Origin of the sequence: Microbacterium sp., assembly GCF_040394595.1 — a bacterium.
Taxonomy (GTDB): domain Bacteria; phylum Actinomycetota; class Actinomycetes; order Actinomycetales; family Microbacteriaceae; genus Microbacterium.
This window is the reverse complement of sequence record NZ_JBEBSA010000008.1, coordinates 65,710-85,020: the sequence shown is the minus strand read 5'-3', so window position 1 is coordinate 85,020 and position 19,311 is coordinate 65,710. Positions and strand designations below refer to the sequence as shown.

Genomic DNA, 19,311 nt, shown 5'->3' with positions numbered 1-19,311 from the left:
GGCGCGCCTCCCCTCCTCCCCGCCCCCCTCTCCCGTCTATTCGTCGCAAAGTGCCGGAATCCGGGTCGGATAACGGCACTTTGCGACGAATGGACGGACCGGGAACAGAACGGACCGGGAACAGAACGGACCGGGAACAGAACGGACCGGGAACGGACGAACGGGCCGGAGGGTCAGCCGCGGGTGGTCTCGCGGAGCTCCAGCACGCCCGCGACCTCGATCCGGGTGTCGGCCTCGACCTCGTCCGCGACGATGAGCGCCATCGCAGCCCGCACGCCCTCCGTGAAGGGCAGGCGGATCGTCGACATCCGCGGATGCGTCTGAATCGGGAGGGCATCGTCGCACCCGAGCAGCGACATCTTCTCGGGCACGCGCACGTGCGCGACGAGCAGCCCGTCGAGCACGCCGTGCGCGACCACGTCGTCGAAGGCGATCACCGCATCAGCGCCCGAGGCGAGCACCGACTTCGCGAGCGCCCGCGCCTCGGCATAGGTGCCCGACTCGTCGCGCAGATAGTGGGCCTCGAGGCCCAGAGCGGCCGCGCTCTCGCGCACGGCTCCCCGACGCTCCCCCTCCGACCACGAGCGCGCCGGGCCGCCGACGTAGCAGAGGCGCCGCGCGCCCTGTGCCGCGAGGTGTCCGATGCCCTCGCGCAGGGCGCTGCCGGAGCTGAGCAGCACCCGGGACAGGCCCGGAGTGTCGTTGTTGATGAACACCACCCGCGTGCGCTGCGCGATGAGGCGCAGCTCGTCGTCGGGCAGCCGCGACGACGCCACGATCACACCCTCGGTCTGCGGCGCCATGGTGGCGATCTGCCGCCGCTCCTTCTCGGGGTCGTAGCCGGTCTCGGCGACGAACATCGAGAGGCCGCGCTGCTCGGCCGAGCGCTGGGCGGCGCGGACCAGTTTCGGGAAGAACGGGTTCGTGATGTCGGGCACGATGAGCCCGATCGCCCCGGTGCGTCCGGTGATCAGCGCCCGCGCGTGACGGTTCGGCACGTACCCGAGCCGCTCCGCCGCCTCCTGCACCGCCGCCACGGTCTCGGGACGCAGCCGGTCGGGGTGGTTGAACGCCCGCGACACGGTCGAGGGCGCGATGCCGAGCGCCCGCGCGACGTCGACGACCGAGGCGCGGGCGACGGTCACCGGCGCAGTCCCGCCAGCAGCGTCTCCGCGGCGGACACCACCCGCTCGAGCGATCCCCGGGCGAACGGCGCGGGCATCGCGTAGTAGCGGTGCGCGTCGGCGACCTCGTAGCCGCCGTGGGCGTACTCGGCCTCGTCGGGGAGATAGCCGGGGACGCCGTCGCAGTACCCCAGCACGATCATGGGGCCATCATGACATGCACGCAGCCGGTCGGCCGCCACGAGGAACGGCTCCCCCGGGAGCGCGACGATCCGCAGCGAGCCGCAGGCGATCACCGACACCCGGCCCGTCCACGACGCGGCCGGATCCGCGGGGAGCTCGTCCGCCCAGCGCAGCCACTCTTCCAGCAGCGCGGTCCGCGCGGTGCCCGACGCGAGCTCGGCCCGCCAGGCGCGCACATCGCGGGCGATCCCGCCGGCGGAGACGCGCTCCAGGTCGAGGTGCACCTCCGCGGCGGCGAAGCGCGGCTCGTCGGCCGTCACCGCGACGCCCTCCGCAGCCAGCAGGGCCTCGGCGAGCACGCCGGCCACCCGCGCGGCCTCGTCGAAGGTGCGTCCCTCTCCCCCCGCCACGAACGAGGCCTCCGCGCTGTGCCCGGTGTTCACGTCTCCGGCGGCGCCGGTCAGGAACATGCATACGCCGCCCGCGCGCCCCGCCTCGACACGATCGCGCAGCGGCGCGACGAAGTCGCCGCTGATCAGGGTGTTCGAGGCATCGAGCACGACCGGATGGCAGGGATACGAGACGAGGGTCGCGAGACGACGGCCCTCGTGATCGAAGCCGATCTCCTGCACCGGAGGGTCGATCTCGCGGTCGAGATGCCGCCGGTTGCGGGCGACCCCGGTGCCCCCTGCCTCTGTGAAGGAGAGCGTGCACGGCAGGAGGGCGTCGACGGCCTCGCGCACGGCCTCGAGGATCGCCCGGCCGACGGCCTCGCGCACGGCGGGCGCGTCGATGCCGAGGCGCTCCCGGGAGATGCAGGGCCCGGCATGCGTGTGGGTCGCGTGGAGCACCGTCTCGGCGACGACGCCCTCGGCGCGCAGCCCGGTCCGCACCTCCTCGCAGGTCCGCTCATGCAGTGCGCAGCAGTCCACCGCCACCAGGGCGATGCCGCCGATCACGAGCGCGCGCACGGTGAGCGGGTCGTGCACGCCGGCGCTGCCCGAGGTGCGGGCCGCGAAACCCGACATCGGGGTCCCGTCCGGCACCTCCACTGTGCGGAGCGCGACACCCGCGAGCACCGTGCCGCTCATCCGACCGTCTCCCCCGCGACGATCGCCTCGCGCAGCGCGCCGTCGTCGTCAAGCAGCGCGAGGTCGGCACGCGCACCCGGGGCGATTCGGCCGGCCTCGAAGCCGCCGCCGGTGAGATCGCGGATGATGCGGCCGGGGTTCTCGGTCGCGAGACGCACCGCGGTGTCGAGGCCGAGGGGCGTCCTGGTGGCGACCCAGTGCACGCAGTCGGCGAGGCTCACCGCCGAGCCCGCCAGATACCCCGTGTCGGGGTAGGACAGCCGGCCGTCGTCGGTGAGGATCACCTCCCCGCCCACCGTGGTGCGATAGCGGCCGGGGGCGGACCCGGCCAGCTCGACGGCGTCGGAGACGAGGAAGCCGCGATCCGGACCGAGGGCCCGGGCCATCGCGGTGAAGGTCTCGGGCGGCAGATGATGGCCGTCGCCGATCAGCCCGCAGCGCAGCCGGTCGTCGGCCAGCTGGGTCCAGATCGGGTTGGGATGCCGCGGGAGCTCGGCGGAGATCCCGTTGCCGAGATGCGTCGACAGCGAGGCCCCGGCGTCGACGGCGTGTGCGATCCGCTCCGGGGCGGCGTGGGTGTGCCCGATGGCGACCGCGACGCCTCCGGCGACGATCCGGGCGATCTGCGCGGGGGCGTCGTCGTCGTGCGGCGAGACGGTCACGTAGCCGATCCGCCCGTGAGCGGTCCAGCGACGCACCTCCTCGGCGTCGATCGGACGGATCGCGGCGCGGTCGTGCACGCCCCGCGGCCCGTCGATCGGCGAGAGGAACGGCCCCTCGACGTGCACGAACGGCACCGCGGCGGCCACCGCCGGGTCGCCCAGGGCGGCTGCGGTCACCGCGGCGATCCTGGCGCAGATCTCCTCCTCCGTCCCGGTGATCACCGTGGGCGTCCACGTGGTCACGCCGCGGGCGGCGAGCGCGGCGGTGATCGCCGAGATCCTCTCGGGGGAGGGCTCGGCGGCGTTCACGTCGTCACCCCCGTAGCCGTTGACCTGGAGGTCGACGAGCCCCGGGGCGATCCACGGCCCCTTCCCCTCCCCGTCGCGTTCGACGGCGATGATCCGCGCATCCTCGATCCGCACCCGGATGCCCCCGCCCGTGCGGGGATCGCGGCCTGCGACGACGCGCGCGCCGGTCACAGCCAGGCCACCCGATCCGCAAAGCGCTCGATGAAGCGGGCGTTCGCCTCGTCGCCTCCGGGCGCGTTGCCCGAGCGCCACATCGGCACCTCCTCGCCGGTCGCACCCAGGAGCGCGAGCGTCTCCAGCATGAGCCAGTTGAGGGTGAACGCGTTCGCGAACGTCGAGGTGGCGCCCGAGGGCTCGAGCGCGCCGGGCACCTGGATCACGGCGTCCCCGACCGGCACCTTCGTGTCGATGTGCACGTCGACGACGTCGTGGAGGTCGGATCGGGACGGATGCCGCGCCGGATGCCCCGGGGCGGTCTGCTCGGCATGCGACCGGGACGAGACGCCGATCACGGTGGCGCCGCGCTCGCGGGCCGTGAGGGCGGCGTCGATGAGCGCGGAGTTGATGCCATAGGCGTTCACGAGGATCAGCACGTCCTCGGCGCCGATGCCGGCGCGCTCGATCACGATGCGGCCGTACCCGGGCAGGCGCTCGATCGCCATGGAGCGCAGCGCCCCGGACGACAGCAGAGTGCCCTCGTCGAGGATCGCCGAGACGTGCATGAGCCCTCCGGCGCGGAAGAAGACCTCCTGGCTGGCCAGGTTCGAGTGCCCGCCGGGGCCGTAGACGTGCACCAGGCGGTCCCGTCCGATCTGCGCGGCGAGCACGGCTGCCGCAGCGGCGACGGCCTCCCCCTCCTCCGCGCGGATGCGGGCCATCAGCCCCGTGACGGCGTCGAAGTACTCGTCGGCGAGCTCACTCATCGTCGCGTCCCTCCGGAGCCGAGTCGGCGTCCACGTAGAGATGGACGTCGGGGTGCGTGTGCAGTGCGGTGCCGGGGTGCATCGGGTCGGGGTCGCGCGTCAGCGTGTCGACCACCGCCTGACGCTTCTGCGCCCCCGGCACGCTGCAGATCACGTGACGGGTGTCGAGCAGCCGCGGGATGGTGACCGTGATCGCCTGGGCGGGCACGGCGTCGAAGCCGGGGAAGTGCCCCTCGTCGACCTGCTGCTGCCGCGACGTGTCGTCGAGGTTCACCGGCCGGGCGGCGAGCGGGTCGGCGAAGTCTGCGGGCGGGTCGTTGAACGCGAGATGGCCGTTGACCCCGAGGCCGCAGAGGGTGACGTCGAAGGGCTCGTCGCCCATGACCTCCGCATAGGACGCCGCACTGTCGGCGGCCGGACGCGAAGGGTCGATGCGGTGGAACACCGGCCTCGCCGGCAGGCGGGAGAGGAACCCGGCCTCCAGCCAGTTGCCGAAGCCCTGCGGGGCGTCGGCGGGCAGCCCGATGTAGTCGTCCATGTGGAAGAAGGTCACGCGGGAGAAGTCGAGGTCGGCCTCGGCCAGGCGGTCGAGCGTCGCGGACTGCGAGGGGGCGGCGGCGAGCATCACCCGCGCCGCGCCCCGGGCGGCGACCGCCTCCGCGATCAGCGCGGCGGCATGGGCGCCCGCCGCCCGGCCGAGCTCTGCCGGGTCGGCGTGACGGTGCACGGTGAGGGGGTGAAGGGTCATCTCGGTCATTCTCCTGTGTTCGTTCTCTTCGAGGCGGTGTCCGTGGCGGCGAGGCGGTGGAGCAGCAGCAGGCTGCGGGCGATGTGGAACGGGTCCTTCACCGGCAGCGCGACGACCTCGTCGAGAGGTGCGCCGTCGCGGTCGCGGATCTGCAGCCACTCGGCGCCGCCGGGATCGGGGAAGGTGCGGAAGACGTAGTCGTCGATCCGCTCCGCCGCCGCCCGCAGGGCCTCGTCGCCGGTGCGCTCGGCGAGCAGGGCGCACGCGTACAGCGACTCGACGTGCACCCACCAGAGCTTGGTGTCCCACGTGCGCTCCACCAGTTCCTCGTACCGTTCCGGCCGCGACGACCGGATGCCGTCCGGGCGTCCGCCGTCGCCGTCCACGTAACGGAGGACCCCGCCCCGGTCGCGGTCCTCGCCGATGTCGATCGCCCGCCGCGCGAGGGAGGCGAGCCGATCGGGGGCGAACGGCGGGGTGCCCCCGATGTCGGCCCGGCCGCGCGCCTCGTCCCCGGAGTGCAGCAGCATCCAGGCGAGCTCGAGCAGATGACCGGGCGTGCGGTGGCGCGCGAGCAGCGTCCCGGCGTCGGCCGGGTCGGCGGGACGGAACTCCCACCACGCGTCCGTCTGCAGGAAGTCCGCGTCGAGGCGTGCCCAGGCGCGATCGCGCACCCCACGGGCCATGGCGCTGTCCGGTGCGGCCCGGAGCAGCTCCGAGGCGGTGTGCACCAGGCTCATCGGCGCCGGGAGGTCGGCGTATCCGGCGGGCACCGGATAGGGCTCGCTGAGCGCCGTGCCGGCCTGCGTGGAGTTCTCGGCCGTCTCGAGCAGCAGCTCGGCCTGACGCCGCCACTCCGCGCGGCGAGGGTCCCCCGCGTCCAGCATCCGGATGCCGCCGGCGAGACCGAGAGCCGCGAAGAGATCGGCGAACACGCTGGTCGCGAGCTCGCCGGAGGGGCCGCTCGGCAGCTGCTCTCCCCCGGCGCCCAGCCGGAACGCGACCGTGCCGTCACCGAGCAGGGCATGCTCGTTCACGAGGTCGGCGGTCTCGATCGCGCGGCGCCGCCAGAGAGCCGCGTCGACGTCCAGCCGGCCGGCCTCCGCCTCGGCGGCGAGCTCGGCGGCGAGCCAAGCCCACCGCCCCTGGGACCAGGTGTAGAGGTCGTCGCTCACGCGCACGCCGTCGTTCGAGTAGCAGGTGAACACGCCGCCGCCGGGCCGCACGGCGCGCTCCCACCAGGGGAGCACCGTCGTGACGAGGTGCTCCCCCCAGTGCGCACCGGACTCAGGCATCCGCGGCACCCGCGATCCGCGGCGCCCGCACCGGCGCCTCGTCCGGAGCATCCGTCTCGATCGACGCGATCAGCTCGTCGGTCTCGGCGGATGCCTCCGAGCGGATGAACCCGATCAGGATGAACGAGACGAGGGAGACGACGACCGGGGTCGCGACCGTCCAGGCCTGGCCGTTGACGCCCAGCGACTCGATCCAGCCGGGCCACGCCCAGCGGTTCAGCGCGAAGGTGAGCAGGCCGAGCGCCGTCGAGATCAGCGCCGCGGCCGACCCCGACCGGCGGAACCAGGGCAGCATGCCCAGCAGCATCGGCACGGCGACCGGGCCGACGAGGGCGCCGAACCAGAGGATCAGCAGGCCGAGCACGCCGCCGAACGACTCGCTGGTGAGTGCGATGACCATCGATCCGGTGATGAACAGGAACGTGATGAACCTGCTGAACCAGAGCTCGGTCTTCGAGGGCAGGAAGCTGCGGCCCTTGCGGAACAGCGGGATGATGTCGCGCACCACCACCGAGGCGATCGCGTTGGAGTCGGACGACGTCATCGCCATCGTGTGGCTGAACATGCCGACCAGCACGAGCCCGACGAGGCCCGTGGGGAGCAGGTTGTCCACGAGCAGGGCGTACGACTGGCTCGGATCCTTCAGCCCGGGCAGCAGCAGCGGCGCCGCCCACATCGGGAAGAACAGCACCAGCGGCCACACCAGGTAGAGCACGCCCGAGAAGATCATCGAGCGGCGGGCCTCTCGGCCGTTCGGGGTCGAGATCATCCGCATCGCGAGGTTCCAGGTGCCGCCGTTGTAGGACAGCGTCGAGATGAGGATGTACGCGAGGAAGAACGGCACGGTGAGGGTGCCGGCGAACGGGTCGGAGTGACCGGCGGGGAGGTCCTGCCACATCGTCCAGATCGTGGGGATGCCGTCGAGGTGCACCATCACGGCGACGGCGAGCGCGATCGCGGCGACCAGCTGGATGAGGAACTGCCCGAAGTCGGTGAGCACATCGGCCCAGACCCCGCCGATGGTCGAGTAGATCATCGTGACGCCGCCGACCAGCAGGATGCCCCAGCCGATCGGGACGCCCGCGAAGACCTGCAGCAGGATCGCCGAGGCGCTCCACTTCGCGGCCACGTCGAACACCTTCAGGCCGACGCCCGACCAGGCGAGCACCTGCTCCGTCGGCACGTTGAACCGCTTGGCGACGTACTCCAGCGGGGAGATGATGCCGAGCCGCTGACGCAGGCGCGGCCAGCGGGGTGCGAAGAGCCACGCGCCCAGCCCACACGCGATGGTGATGCTCAGCGCCCACCAGACGTAGACCGAGAAACCGGTCGTATAGGCCAGGGCCGCGTACCCGACGAAGACCGCCGCCGAGTATCCGGACATGTGATGGGAGATCCCGGTGAGCCACCAGGGGATCTTGCCGCCGGCCACGAAGAAGTCGGCGGCGTCTTTGATACGCGATTTGGCGTAGACGCCGATCGCGATCATCACGAGGAAGTACAGCGCGACGACGATCCAGTCGAGCACACCCATGTTCGAGACTCCTTCAGACGCCATTGTGTGAGTTCGGTCACCCGGCGCAGGGATCGCCGGGTTGTCTGGGCGATGCTCGCATGCAAACGTTTGCACTGCAAGGCCTCCGCTCCCTCCCTTCCCACCCCTCGCTTTTCCACGCTTCCCGCAGAGCCCACGCAGGGCGGCCTCGCAGGGTGGTCAGTTTCGGCAGGTTTCCGGGGCACGCCCTGCAGGGTGGTCAGTTTCGGCAGGTTTTCGGGCGAATTCCTGCCGAAACTGACCACCCTGTGCTGTCACACGGGCCAGGGGCACCACAGGGCGCGGGAGCACCGCGGCGCAACCACGCCCCGGCCCCTAGAGGCGGAAGGTGGCGCGCGGGATGTCGTCGACGAGGCGACGGGCGAGGGTGTGCGCGGCGTCCTCGTCGAGGCGATGCTCGGCGACCAGCGTCGCCAGGTAGCCGGCGTCGACGCGGCGGGACATGTCGTGCCGCGCGGGGATCGAGCAGAACGCCCGCGTGTCGTCGATGAACCCGCTCGTCTTCGTGAATCCGGCGCTGTCGGTCACCGCACGGCGGAAGCGCGCGATCGCGTCGGGGGTGTCGATGAACCACCACGGCGCGCCGGCGTACACGCTGGGGTAGAACCCCGCGAGCGGACCGATCTCGCGGCTGAACGAGGTCTCGTCGACGGTGAACAGCACCAGCCGGAACGTCTCGTCGGTGCCGAAGTCGTTGAGGATCGGGGTGAGCGGCCGCGTGTAGGCGGCGACGTCGGGCAGGTCGTGCCCCGAGTCGGGGCCGAACCGCTCGAGGGTGGGGACGTGGTGGTTGCGGATCACCCCGGGATGCAGCTGCATCACCAGCCCGTCCTCCGCGGACATCTCCGCGAGCCGGTAGAGCATGTCGCGGCGGTAGGCCGTCGCGTCGTCGACCGACACCTCGCCGCGCAGCCCCGCGGCGTGGATGCGCTCGGCCTCGGCGGCCGGGAGCGGCTGCGACCCCGCATCGAGCACCCCGGTGTCGGTGGCGGTCCCGCCCGCGGCGCGGAACGCCTCGCGGCGCGCGCACAGGGCGGCCAGGAGACCGGCGCGGTCCCCCGTGTCGATCCCCGCCGTCTCCGCGAGCTCGCCGAGGAAACCCGCCCACCCCGGAGCCGAGGGATCCATGTACCGGTCGGCGCGGAAGGTCGGCAGCACGCGTCCCGAGAACGAGGGGTCGTCGCGCAGGCGGGCGTGCGCCTCCAGGTCGGATGCGGGGTCGTCGGTCGTCGCGAGCACCTCGATGCCGAAGCGGTCGAACAGGGCCCGGGGGCGGAACTCCGGGGTGCGCAGCAGCGCGTCGATGTGGTCGTACAGCTCATCGGCGTTGGCGGCGCTCGGCTGCTCGGTCACGCCGAACACCTCGGAGAGGCTGGTCTCGAACCAGTACCGGACGGGCGTGCCGAGGAACACGTCCCACCCCGCGCAGAACGCCCGCCACACGTCGCGCGGATCCGCCGGGCCCTCGCCCCGGCCGAGCTCGCCGAGCCCCACGCCCGTGGCGTGCAGCAGCCGCAGCACGTAGTGGTCTGGCGTGATGAGGAGGGTGGCCGGATCGGGGAACGGCAGGTCGTCGGCCAGCAGCGCCGCCTCGACGTGGCCGTGCGGCGAGAGGATCGGCGCATCCGCGACCGACCGGTACAGCTCGCGGGCGAGACGCCGCACGCCGGGATCGGCGGGCAGCAGCCGGTCGGGGTGCGGGGCGAGGGGTGCGGGGGTCATGCTTCTCCTTCGAAGGGGGTCATCCGGGGCGGACCGGGCCGGTCGACGCGCGCACGGTCAGGTGGGCGGCGAGCACGGCCACCTTGCGCTGCGCGCTCCCCGGCGCACCGGCTCCACCCGCGCGGTCGTGCTTGATGTGGTCGAGCAGCACCGACACCGACTTCCGCGCCGCCTGCTCGACCGGCGCAGTCAGGGTGGTCAGCGGGGGGCTGCAGAAGTCCGCGCCGAAGATGTCGTCGCATCCGACGATGCTCATGTCGTCGGGCACCCGCACACCGCGCTCGCCGAGCCGCACGAGCATCCCGATCGCGATGAGGTCGTTGAACACCACGCAGGCGGTCGCCCCGGTGTTCAGCGCTGCGTCGGCGGCGGCGGCACCCGCGCTCTTGCGCGGCGCGAACGGCCCCACGCGCACGCATTCCATGCCGAGCCGCTTCGCCGCCGCGGTCACCGCGCGCCAGCGGAGGTTGTCCGCCCAGCTGGTCGGCGGGCCCGCGACGTAGCAGATGCGCTTGTGCCCCAGGGACGCCAGGTGCTCGACCGCCTGGTCGAAGCCGCGGGGCGTGTCGATGAACACCGAGGGGACGCCGGGCACCGCGCGGTTGAGGGCGACGATCGGGATCTCCGCCGACAGCTCGGCCAGACGCTGGTCGGAGAGGCGCGAGGCGGCGAGGATGGCGCCGTCGTACGACCCGCGCAGCTCGGCGAGGGAGCTCTCCTCCATCTCGTCCGACTCCTCCGTGTGCACGAGCAGCTGCGAGTAGCCGGCCACCCGCAGCGCCTGCTGCGTGCCCCGGATGATGCCGAAGTAGAAGGGGTTGGTCACGTCGGAGACGAGCACCGCGACCATGCGGGTGCGCTCGCGCGGCGCACCGTGGGAGGCGGATGCCGGCACGTATCCGAGCCGCTCCGCGATGCGGACGATCCGCTCCCTCGTCTCGCGGTTGCCGCGGCCCGGTGTCGCGAGCGCGCGGGAGACGGTCGACGGCGCGACGCCGGCCGCCTCGGCGACGTCGGCCAGGGTCGCCCGCCGTACGGGCTCGTCGTTGTGCTCGGACATGGCATCAGAGAAGCACAGGTGGCAAATCATGGCAAGTGATTGCAAGGGTTTGCCATTCCTGCCTACCTTTGCCACACCAGCACTCACTTACTCAAGGGAGAGTTCGATGAAGTCCCGACGTATCCTCGGCATCGCCGCGGCGGTCTCGGCCACGGCGATCGTGCTCGCCGGCTGCTCCGGATCCACTGACGACAAAGGCGGCACGGACGGCGGCGCCGTCGACGGCAAGGGCAAGACGCTCACCGTCATGATGGCCGCCAACGGTCTGTACCCCGAGCAGCAGAAGGAGTGGTTCACGAAGGTGTCCGACGCCTTCGAGAAGAAGACCGGGGCGAAGGTCAGCTTCGAGACCTTCGCCACCGCCAACGACGAGCTGACCAAGATCCAGACCTCGGTGCTGTCCAATCAGGGCCCCGACGTCTACGGTCTCGGCACCACGTTCACCCCGACCGCGTATGCGACCGGAGCCTTCGTGAAGCTCACCGACGCCGAGTGGAAGAAGGTCGGCGGACGCGACCGGTTCGTCCCCTCGCTGCTCGGCATCTCCGGACCCAGCGAGAAGGACGAGGTCGGCATCCCGTTCGCCAGCCGCCCGTTCGTGATGGCCTACAACAAGGACCTCCTCGCGGCGGCGGGCGTGACCGACGTCCCCACCACCTGGGACGAGCTGACCGAGGCCGCCAAGAAGACCACCCAGGGCGACGTGCACGGCCTCGCGATCGGCTACGCCGACAACTACGACCCGTGGAAGTTCATCTGGGGCATGTCCGTGCAGGCCGGCAACCCCCTGATCGACGTCAAGGCCAAGAAGTCGGAGCTCGACGACAAGACGGTCACCGCCGCCTACGACACCTACTTCGGGTGGTACCAGCAGGGCCTGGTCGACCCGGCGTCGGTCGGATGGAAGAACGCACAGGCCGTCGCCGCCTTCGCGGAGGGCAAGGCCGCGTTCCTGCCGATGACCTCGGCGGTCTCGAAGGCCACGCTGTCCACCTCCGCGGTGGCGGACAAGTATGCCTACGCCGTGATGCCCACCGTGCCCCCGGGGGAGACCTCGCGTCCCTCCGACGGGAAGGAGGCCGCCAGCATCCTCTCCGGCGACAACCTCGTCGTCGCGCAGTACTCGCCCAACCAGGACCTCGCGTTCGCCCTCATCGAGATGATCACGAGCCCGGAGTGGCAGGCCGACTACTTCGCCACCTTCGGCGAGCTGCCGACCGGCGCCGAGGCCTCGGCGAAGGTCGAGAAGGACAACCCCGAGCTGGCCGCGAACGTGCAGGCCGCGGCCAAGTCGATCGCGACGCCCTTCACCGGCGCCTGGGGGGACACGCAGCTCGCGCTGACCAACGTCGTCGTGCAGTCGCTCCCCGCCCTGCAGTCCGGCAAGCTCACCCCCGACGCCATCGCGAAGGCCGTCAAGGACGCCGCGGCCGCCTCGCAGTCGGCGCTCGACAAGTCGAAGTGACGCGATCACGATGACCACCCTCACCGACAGCGGGAAGGAGGCTCCGGCGCGCATCGCGCACGCCGGGGCCTCCGCCCCGAGCCGGAACGGCACCCCGCCGAGCGAGCGCCCGCGCCCGCTGTGGATGCTGGTGCCCGGCGGCCTGCTGATGACGCTGCTCATCGTCGTGCCGCTGTTCCTCGCCATCTGGATCTCGCTGCTCGACCTCGACCAGTACACGATCCGGCAATGGCTGCAGGCGCCGTTCCTCGCACTCGGGAACTTCGTCGAGGCGATCACGGAGTCGCGCCTCCTGCACGGCGTCTGGCTGAGCGTCAGCTACGCCCTGATCGTCGCGATCGCCTCCGTGCCGATCGGCGTCGTCGCCGCCCTCGCCACGCAGAACGCCTTCCGCGGCCGCGGGCTGGTGCGCTCGGTCTACCTGATCCCCTACGTGCTGCCGGCCTTCGTGGTGGCGACCGTGTTCCGCGCGATGTTCCAGCCCGAGGGCGCCGTCGACGGGTTCTTCGGGCTGTTCGGCGTGAACCCGGGCCTCTGGCTCAACGGGCCGCAGAGCTACTGGACCCTCGTGATCGCGCAGCTCTGGGTGAGCTGGCCGTTCGTCTACCTCCTCACCCTCGCCGGGCTGCAGGCCGTCGACGCCGAGGTGCACGAAGCGGCCGCGCTCGACGGAGCCGGCTGGTGGATCAAGCTGCGCAAGGTCGTCCTCCCCTATCTGCGGGGCTCGATCCTGCTGGCCTTCATCCTCACCTTCCTGCACAGCCTCAACGCCTTCACGATGCCGTTCGTGCTGTTCGGCATCCCCGCGCCGGTCGACGTCGAGGTGCTGCCGGTGCTGACCTACACCACCGCGTTCCAGAGCTTCCGCTTCGGGCTGTCGGCGGCGATGGCGGTCGCCTCGCTGGTCATCGTCGCGATCCCGCTGTTCGTGTACCTGCGCGCCGTGCGCCTCGACACCGGAGAGGACGCGAAGCGATGAGCACCACGACGACGATCACCACCGTCAACCCGCGCCGCCGCACCGCCGGAACCTCCCACATCACGCGGCTGCTGCCCCGGCCGCTGCTGATCGCCATGAACGTGCTGCTGTGCCTGCTCGTCGCGGGGCCGGTCTCGTACATGCTGTTCGCCTCGGTGAACTCCGACGTCGCGGTCGCCAAGGGCGAGTACTGGCCCAGCGAGCTGCGCCTGGACAACTACCTCAAGGTGTGGAGCACGATCGACCTCGGCACCGGGCTGATCAACAGCCTGCTGATCTGCGGCGCCGTCGCGATCGTGTGCGCCGCGGTCGCGGTCTCGATGGCGTGGGTGCTCGTGCGCTTCACCTTCGTCGGACGCGTCACGATCCTGCGCGGCCTGCTGGGCCTGCAGTCGGTGCCCGGCACCCTCATGCTGCTTCCGGTCTTCGTGATGTTCTCCACGCTGTCCGCCACGCTGCGGATCCCCACGATCGGCACGCACTGGTCGGTGTTCATCACCTACCTGACCTTCGCGCTGCCGTTCTCCACCTGGGTGATGGTGACCTACATCCGCGGACTGCCGCGCGAGCTCGAGGAGGCCGCCCGCATGGACGGCGCCTCGAACTTCCGGGTGCTGACCCGCATCGTGCTGCCGCTCAGCTGGCCGGGCATCGTCGTGTCGGCGATCTTCGCCTTCCTGCAGGGCTGGAACGACGTGCTGTTCGCCTCGGTGATGACCAACCGCGAGAGCCGCACCGCGGCCGTCGCACTGCAGATCTTCGGTGCCACGCAGGAGACCGGCACCGTTCCCCTCTACGGGCAGATGATGGCGGCCTCCCTCATCTGCGCCGTACCCGTGGTGGTGCTGTACCTGGTGTTCCAGCGCTACCTCGTCGGAGGCCTGACCGCAGGAGGAGTGAAGTGATGGGACCCGTGTGGACCCTGTCCGGATTCGGCGACGAGATCGACGCCGACCCGATCGTGCAGATCGCGGTGCTGCAGGCGCTCGGCGCCGCGCACATCGAGGTCCGCAGCGCCTGGGGGGTGAACATCGTCGACCTCGACGACGAGCAGCTCGCCCGGCTCGCCGAGATCCTGCGCGATCGGGGGATGGGGACCTCGGCGATCGCGTCGCCCATCGGCAAGGTGGACGTGTCGCTGCCCGTCGAGCACGAGCTCGCCCGGCTCGACCGCGCGATCGCCGCCGCCCGGGCGCTGGAGACGGAGCACATCCGGATCTTCTCCTTCTTCCGCGCCGAGGAGCTCGCCGCGGATGACGTGCGCGACGAGGTGCTCGTGCGCATGGCGGCCCTCGCCCGCGCCGCCGAGGCCGCCGGCGTGACCCTGGTGCACGAGAACGAGAAGGAGATCTACGGCGACACCCCCGAGCGGGTGCTCGACGTGATCGAGTCGGTGGGGTCGGACCGGCTGCGCGTCGCGTGGGACAACGCCAACTTCGTGCAGGTCGGCGTGCGTCCGTTCACCGACGGCTACGGGATGCTGCGCCCGCACCTCGAGTACCTGCAGCTGAAGGACGCGGTCGCCGAGACGGGTGCGGTCGTCCCGGTCGGCGAGGGCGACGGCGAGCTGCGCGAGACGCTCACGGCGCTCCGCGACTCCGGGTACTCCGGCTACGCGTCGCTCGAGCCGCACCTCACCGACTACAACGCGCTGGGCGGATTCTCCGGCCCCGCCGCGTTCGGCCGCGCCGGCCGCGCACTGCGCACGCTCACCGATGAGATCGGAGTCTCGCTGTCATGACCTCCTCCCCCGTCCTGGACGTGGCCGTCGTCGGATGCGGCATCATCGGCGTCAACCATGCACGTGCGATCGCCCGCACCCCCGGGCTGCGCCTCGCCGCGGTCGTCGACGACGTGCCCGAGGCCGCGCAGAGCCTCGCCGACCTCGCCGCCGCGGAGCTCGGCACCCCGCGCCCCGCGGTGCACCCCGACATCGAGTCGCTGCCCGACGGCATCCGGATCGTCGCGATCTGCACGCCGAGCGGCACGCACGTGGAGCTCGCCGAGCGCGCGCTCGCGACCGGCAGGCACGTGGTGCTGGAGAAGCCCCTCGACGTCTCGATGGACCGCGGCCGCCGTCTCGCGGCGATCGCGGAGGACGCCGCGACCCGCGGCCTCAGCGTCTCGGTGATCAGCCAGCACCGCTACGACCCCGGCGCGATGGCGGTGGCCGACGCCGCGCACTCCGGGCGCTTCGGCCGTGTCACCAGCGCGGTCGCCTCGGTGCCGTGGTGGCGCACGCAGGAGTACTACGACTCCGGCGCCTGGCGCGGCACCTGGGAGCTCGACGGCGGCGGCGCCCTGATGAACCAGGGCGTGCACACCGTCGACCTGCTGCTCTGGTATCTCGGCACGCCCGTCGAGCTCTACGCCCAGACCGCGCTGCTCGCGCACGACCGTGTCGAGGTGGAGGACGTGGCCGTCGCCACGCTCCGGTTCGAGTCCGGCGCGCTCGCGGTGCTGCACGCCACGACGGCCGCGAACCCCGACCAGAAGGTACGGCTCGCGGTGTACGGCTCAGCCGGTTCCGGCATCGTGGAGTCCGACCAGCTCGCGCTGCTCGCGGTCGACGGAGACCCCGCCGACCGCCGCGCCGAGGCCGTTCCGGAGGGCCATCGCTTCGGCGACCCCAAGCCCGGGGACGACTTCATCCTCGGGCACGCGCGCCAGTACGCGGACATCGCCGAGGCGGTGACCACCGGGCGCGCCCCGAAGGTCGGCGTGCCGGAGGCCCTGCTCGCCCTCGCGGTCGTGCGCGGCGTCTACGTGTCGGCCAGCACCGGCGCACCGGTGCGGATCGCCGACGTGCTCGACGGCTCCGCCTCGGACGCCGCCGTGCGGACGGGAGGAGCAGCATGAGGTTCTCGGTCTTCACGGCGGCGACGCCGGAGTGGGAGCCCGCGGAGGCCGCGGCGCAGATCGCGGCCATCGGCTGGGACGGTATCGAGTGGCGGATCACCGACCAGGAGCCCGCCGACCCTCCCGGATTCTGGGCCGGGAACCGCGCCACCTGGCCGATGACGGGCCTGGAGGAGCGGATCCCCGAGATCGCGCGGATCACCCGCGAGGCCGGACTGGAGTTCAGCGGCATCGGCGGCTACGCGATGGCCGAGGACCACGACGACGTGCTGCGCACGCTCCGCGCCACCGCCGAGCTCGGTGCCCGGCAGGTGCGGGTGCGGATGCCGGAGCCGGGGGCCGCCGACTACCGCACTCTCGCCGCGCGCACCCGGGAGCACCTCGCGTGGGCCGTCGAGCAGGCGACCGTGCTCGGGGTGAAAGTGCTCGTGGAGCTGCACCATCGCACGATCTCCGCTTCGGCCTCGGCCGCGTTCCGGCTCGTCGACGGACTCGACCCCGCGCACGTCGGGGTGATCCACGACCTCGGCAACCTCGTGATCGAGGGGCAGGAGGACGCGCTCGCGGGCATGCAGATCCTCGGAGAGTACCTCGCCCACGTGCACGTGAAGAACGCCGCCTGGCGGCGCACCGGCGAGGTGGGCCCCGAGGGCGACGTGCGCTGGGAGGCCGTCTGGGCGCCGCTGCGCGACGGCATCGCGAGCGTGCCCGACTACTTCCGCGCCCTCGCGGAGTTCGGCTACGACGGCTGGGTCACCCTGGAGGACTTCTCCACCGAGGTCCCGCTCGCCCAGCGCCTCACCGACGATCTCGCCTATCTGCGTTCCTGCGCCGACGCCGCAGCGGGCGCGTCATGAGCACCGGGCCCGTCCGCACCCAGCATCCCCCCGTACGCGCCGCGCACCTCGGCCTCGGCGCCTTCCACCGCGCCCACCAGGCCTGGTACACGGCGCGCGCGACGCCGGACTGGGGGATCGCCGCCTTCACCGGGCGCTCCCCCGACGCCGCCGTGCGCCTCGCCGCGCAGGACGGGGTCTACACCCTGCTCGAGCGCTCGGCGGCGGGCGACCGGCCGGAGACCGTGCAGTCGATCGTCCGCGCCGTCTCCGGCGCTGACGAGGCGGCCTGGCTCGGCACGCTCTCCGACCCGGCGGTCGCGCTGCTCACGGTCACCGTCACCGAGCCCGGCTATGCGGTCTCCGCCGGGCCGCCGGCGCGCATCGCTGCGGGTCTGTCCGCCCGCCGGGCCGCCGGCGCGGGACCGATCGCCGTCGTCAGCTGCGACAACCTGCTCGGCAACGGCCGGCTGCTGCGCGACGCGGTGCTCGCCGTGGCCGGCGTCGATGCGGGGTGGGTCGCCGAGAACGTCTCTTTCGTCGACACCGTGGTCGACCGGATCACCCCGGCGACGACGGCGGAGGACGTCGCGATCGTGCAGGAGCTGACCGGGGTCGACGATCCGTCGGCGGTGGTCACCGAGCCGTTCTCCGAATGGGTGCTCTCGGGGGACTTCCCCGCCGGACGCCCCGCCTGGGAGGATGCCGGCGCGCGCTTCGCCGACGACCTGCGCCCCTACGAGGAGCGCAAGCTCTGGCTGCTCAACGCCGGACACAGCCTGCTCGCCTCCGCGGGCCGCCTGCGCGGGTTCACCACGATCGCCGAGGCGTTCGCCGACCCGGAGCTGCGCGCGCTGACCGAGGCCCTCTGGCAGGAGCAGCGCGTCGTCGTCGACCTGCCGGACGCCGAGCTGGACCCGTGGCTCGACGCACTGCGCACCCGGTTCGACAACCCCCGCATCGCGCACCGTCTCGACCAGATCCGCCGCGACAGCCCTGCGAAGATCCCGCAGCGCATCCTTGCGGCGGCCCGGCGCCGCGAGGAGTCCGGCCTGGGCCTCGGCGATGCGCAGCGCCGGGCGCTGCAGGCCTGGGTCGACGGCCTGCTCACCCTCGAACCCACCGACGACGCGAGCGCCGCGCTCGCCCGTGCCCTCGACGGCGTCCCCGCCGCCGACCGCGTCGACACGGTGCTCACCAACCTCACCCCGGAAGGAGCCCTGAAATGACCATCGACAAGGCCGAAGTGATCGTCGCCAGCCCCGATCGCAACTTCGTGACCCTGAAGATCACCACCGCCGACGGCGTCAGCGGACTCGGCGATGCGACCCTCAACGGCCGCGAGCTGGCCGTGGTCGCCTATCTCTCCGAGCACGTCGCGCCGCTGCTCATCGGCCGCGACGAGGACCGCATCGAGGACGCCTGGCAGTTCCTCTACCGCTCGGCGTACTGGCGGCGCGGACCGGTGACCATGGCCGCGATCGCCGCGGTCGACATGGCCCTGTGGGACATCAAGGGCAAGAAGGCCGGGATGCCCGTCTACCAGCTGCTCGGAGGCGCCTCCCGCACCGGGCTGCTCGCCTACGGGCACGCGTCGGGCAAGGAGCTGCCCGAGCTGTTCGACTCGGTGCGCTCCCACCTGGAGCAGGGCTACCGGGCCATCCGCATCCAGACCGGCGTGCCGGGGCTCAAGGCGATCTACGGCATCGCCTCGCAGTCGGCCGACACCGGCGGCGGCGAGGCCCGCTACGACCACGAGCCCGCGCGCCGCGGCGCGAGGCCGGTGGAGGAGGATTGGGACACCCGGTCGTATCTGCACCACCTGCCCGGGGTGTTCGAGGCGGTGCGCAACGAGTTCGGCCCGGACATCCCCCTGCTGCACGACGGGCACCACCGGATGACCCCCATCCAGGCGGCCAAGCTCGGCAAGTCGCTCGAGCCGTACGACCTGTTCTGGCTGGAGGACTGCACGCCCGCGGAGAACCAGGAGGCGCTGCGCCTGGTGCGCCAGCACACCACCACGCCGCTCGCGATCGGCGAGATCTTCAACACGGTGTGGGACTTCAAGGACATCATCCGCGACCAGCTCATCGACTACGTGCGCGGGGCCGTCACCCACATGGGCGGCATCTCGGCTCTGAAGAAGACGCTCGACTACGCGGCGATGTATCAGATCAAGTCGGGCATGCACGGACCGACCGACATCTCGCCCGTCGGCATGGCGGCGGCGATGCATCTCGGCCTCGCGATCCACAACTTCGGGATCCAGGAGTACATGCAGCACGGCGCCCGCACGAACGAGGTGTTCCAGCAGTCGTTCACCTGGGGGGACGGGATGCTGCACCCCGGCGACGAGCCCGGCCTCGGCGTCGCGCTCGACCAGGACGAGGCGGGCAAGTACCCCTACGAGCAGGCCTATCTGCCCTACAACCGTCTGGCCGACGGCACCGTCCACGACTGGTGACGCGGAGGGGCCCGCCGGCTCTCCCGGCGGGCCCTG

At 72.0% G+C, this 19,311-nt stretch carries 17 protein-coding genes; 8 read left to right on the top strand and 9 right to left on the bottom strand.

Going from position 1 to position 19,311, the window contains the following annotated elements; all coding sequences use genetic code 11:
- Positions 1–173: 173 nt before the first annotated feature.
- The 9 genes from ABWO84_RS10255 to ABWO84_RS10215 form a co-directional block, all read right to left on the bottom strand.
- Positions 174–1,145, bottom strand: a complete 972-nt coding sequence (locus tag ABWO84_RS10255; RefSeq protein ID WP_353114445.1) for a LacI family DNA-binding transcriptional regulator — start codon at positions 1,143–1,145, stop codon at positions 174–176.
- Entirely contained in the window at positions 1,142–2,398 is a 1,257-nt protein-coding gene (locus ABWO84_RS10250) for a hypothetical protein (RefSeq protein ID WP_353114444.1), read from the bottom strand. Before ABWO84_RS10250 ends, ABWO84_RS10255 begins: the two co-directional genes overlap by 4 nt.
- A complete protein-coding gene (locus ABWO84_RS10245; RefSeq protein ID WP_353114443.1) occupies positions 2,395–3,540 on the bottom strand; it encodes an N-acetylglucosamine-6-phosphate deacetylase in 1,146 nt (381 codons plus the stop codon). The genes ABWO84_RS10250 and ABWO84_RS10245 overlap by 4 nt, the downstream gene beginning before the upstream one ends.
- Positions 3,537–4,292, bottom strand: a complete 756-nt coding sequence (locus ABWO84_RS10240; protein WP_353114442.1) for a sugar isomerase domain-containing protein — start codon at positions 4,290–4,292, stop codon at positions 3,537–3,539. Before ABWO84_RS10240 ends, ABWO84_RS10245 begins: the two co-directional genes overlap by 4 nt.
- Complete coding sequence (locus tag ABWO84_RS10235; RefSeq protein WP_353114441.1) at positions 4,285–5,040, bottom strand: 6-phosphogluconolactonase; 756 nt, start codon at positions 5,038–5,040, stop codon at positions 4,285–4,287. The genes ABWO84_RS10240 and ABWO84_RS10235 overlap by 8 nt, the downstream gene beginning before the upstream one ends.
- A gap of 5 nt (positions 5,041–5,045) precedes the next feature.
- Positions 5,046–6,335, bottom strand: a complete 1,290-nt coding sequence (locus ABWO84_RS10230; protein ID WP_353114440.1) for an AGE family epimerase/isomerase — start codon at positions 6,333–6,335, stop codon at positions 5,046–5,048.
- Positions 6,328–7,869: a sodium:solute symporter family protein gene (locus tag ABWO84_RS10225; RefSeq protein WP_353114438.1), complete on the bottom strand. Its 1,542-nt coding sequence runs from the start codon at positions 7,867–7,869 to the stop codon at positions 6,328–6,330. The genes ABWO84_RS10230 and ABWO84_RS10225 overlap by 8 nt, the downstream gene beginning before the upstream one ends.
- Before the next feature lie 336 nt (positions 7,870–8,205).
- Complete coding sequence (gene uxaC / locus ABWO84_RS10220) at positions 8,206–9,612, bottom strand: glucuronate isomerase (RefSeq protein WP_353114436.1); 1,407 nt, start codon at positions 9,610–9,612, stop codon at positions 8,206–8,208.
- 19 nt (positions 9,613–9,631) lie between these two features.
- Complete coding sequence (locus tag ABWO84_RS10215; protein ID WP_353114434.1) at positions 9,632–10,672, bottom strand: LacI family DNA-binding transcriptional regulator; 1,041 nt, start codon at positions 10,670–10,672, stop codon at positions 9,632–9,634.
- Between the two features lie 106 nt (positions 10,673–10,778).
- Between ABWO84_RS10215 and ABWO84_RS10210 the strand changes: the two genes are divergently transcribed.
- The 8 genes from ABWO84_RS10210 to manD are packed head-to-tail and all read left to right on the top strand — an operon-like array spanning position 10,779 to position 19,275.
- Positions 10,779–12,137, top strand: a complete 1,359-nt coding sequence (locus ABWO84_RS10210) for an ABC transporter substrate-binding protein (RefSeq protein WP_353114433.1) — start codon at positions 10,779–10,781, stop codon at positions 12,135–12,137.
- 10 nt (positions 12,138–12,147) lie between these two features.
- Positions 12,148–13,116: a carbohydrate ABC transporter permease gene (locus tag ABWO84_RS10205; RefSeq protein ID WP_353114432.1), complete on the top strand. Its 969-nt coding sequence runs from the start codon at positions 12,148–12,150 to the stop codon at positions 13,114–13,116.
- The gene (locus tag ABWO84_RS10200; RefSeq protein ID WP_353114431.1) at positions 13,113–14,021 is read left to right on the top strand and encodes a carbohydrate ABC transporter permease; all 909 of its coding nucleotides are present in this window, start codon (positions 13,113–13,115) and stop codon (positions 14,019–14,021) included. The genes ABWO84_RS10205 and ABWO84_RS10200 overlap by 4 nt, the downstream gene beginning before the upstream one ends.
- Entirely contained in the window at positions 14,021–14,857 is an 837-nt protein-coding gene (locus ABWO84_RS10195) for a sugar phosphate isomerase/epimerase family protein (RefSeq protein WP_353114430.1), read from the top strand. Before ABWO84_RS10200 ends, ABWO84_RS10195 begins: the two co-directional genes overlap by 1 nt.
- The gene (locus ABWO84_RS10190) at positions 14,854–15,975 is read left to right on the top strand and encodes a Gfo/Idh/MocA family protein (protein WP_353114429.1); all 1,122 of its coding nucleotides are present in this window, start codon (positions 14,854–14,856) and stop codon (positions 15,973–15,975) included. The genes ABWO84_RS10195 and ABWO84_RS10190 overlap by 4 nt, the downstream gene beginning before the upstream one ends.
- Positions 15,972–16,832 (top strand): sugar phosphate isomerase/epimerase family protein, encoded by an 861-nt coding sequence (locus ABWO84_RS10185; protein ID WP_353114428.1) that lies wholly within the window; start codon positions 15,972–15,974, stop codon positions 16,830–16,832. Before ABWO84_RS10190 ends, ABWO84_RS10185 begins: the two co-directional genes overlap by 4 nt.
- Positions 16,829–18,040, top strand: coding sequence for a mannitol dehydrogenase family protein (locus ABWO84_RS10180; protein ID WP_353114426.1), 1,212 nt, complete (start codon positions 16,829–16,831; stop codon positions 18,038–18,040). Before ABWO84_RS10185 ends, ABWO84_RS10180 begins: the two co-directional genes overlap by 4 nt.
- Positions 18,037–19,275 carry a D-mannonate dehydratase ManD gene (gene manD / locus ABWO84_RS10175; protein ID WP_353114425.1) on the top strand — a complete coding sequence of 413 codons (1,239 nt, stop codon included), beginning with the start codon at positions 18,037–18,039 and terminating at the stop codon, positions 19,273–19,275. The genes ABWO84_RS10180 and manD overlap by 4 nt, the downstream gene beginning before the upstream one ends.
- The last annotated feature ends 36 nt before the right edge of the window (positions 19,276–19,311 follow it).

Coding starts and splice junctions, on each gene's coding strand:
- ABWO84_RS10180 (WP_353114426.1), top strand. CDS start 16,829: ATGAGCACCGGGCCCGTCCGCACCCAGCATCCCCCCGTACGCGCCGCG.
- ABWO84_RS10200 (WP_353114431.1), top strand. CDS start 13,113: ATGAGCACCACGACGACGATCACCACCGTCAACCCGCGCCGCCGCACC.
- ABWO84_RS10190 (WP_353114429.1), top strand. CDS start 14,854: ATGACCTCCTCCCCCGTCCTGGACGTGGCCGTCGTCGGATGCGGCATC.
- ABWO84_RS10185 (WP_353114428.1), top strand. CDS start 15,972: ATGAGGTTCTCGGTCTTCACGGCGGCGACGCCGGAGTGGGAGCCCGCG.
- uxaC (WP_353114436.1), bottom strand. CDS start 9,612: ATGACCCCCGCACCCCTCGCCCCGCACCCCGACCGGCTGCTGCCCGCC.
- ABWO84_RS10240 (WP_353114442.1), bottom strand. CDS start 4,292: ATGAGTGAGCTCGCCGACGAGTACTTCGACGCCGTCACGGGGCTGATG.
- ABWO84_RS10195 (WP_353114430.1), top strand. CDS start 14,021: ATGGGACCCGTGTGGACCCTGTCCGGATTCGGCGACGAGATCGACGCC.
- ABWO84_RS10205 (WP_353114432.1), top strand. CDS start 12,148: ATGACCACCCTCACCGACAGCGGGAAGGAGGCTCCGGCGCGCATCGCG.
- ABWO84_RS10235 (WP_353114441.1), bottom strand. CDS start 5,040: ATGACCCTTCACCCCCTCACCGTGCACCGTCACGCCGACCCGGCAGAG.
- ABWO84_RS10210 (WP_353114433.1), top strand. CDS start 10,779: ATGAAGTCCCGACGTATCCTCGGCATCGCCGCGGCGGTCTCGGCCACG.
- ABWO84_RS10250 (WP_353114444.1), bottom strand. CDS start 2,398: ATGAGCGGCACGGTGCTCGCGGGTGTCGCGCTCCGCACAGTGGAGGTG.
- ABWO84_RS10230 (WP_353114440.1), bottom strand. CDS start 6,335: ATGCCTGAGTCCGGTGCGCACTGGGGGGAGCACCTCGTCACGACGGTG.
- ABWO84_RS10225 (WP_353114438.1), bottom strand. CDS start 7,869: ATGGGTGTGCTCGACTGGATCGTCGTCGCGCTGTACTTCCTCGTGATG.
- manD (WP_353114425.1), top strand. CDS start 18,037: ATGACCATCGACAAGGCCGAAGTGATCGTCGCCAGCCCCGATCGCAAC.
- ABWO84_RS10215 (WP_353114434.1), bottom strand. CDS start 10,672: ATGTCCGAGCACAACGACGAGCCCGTACGGCGGGCGACCCTGGCCGAC.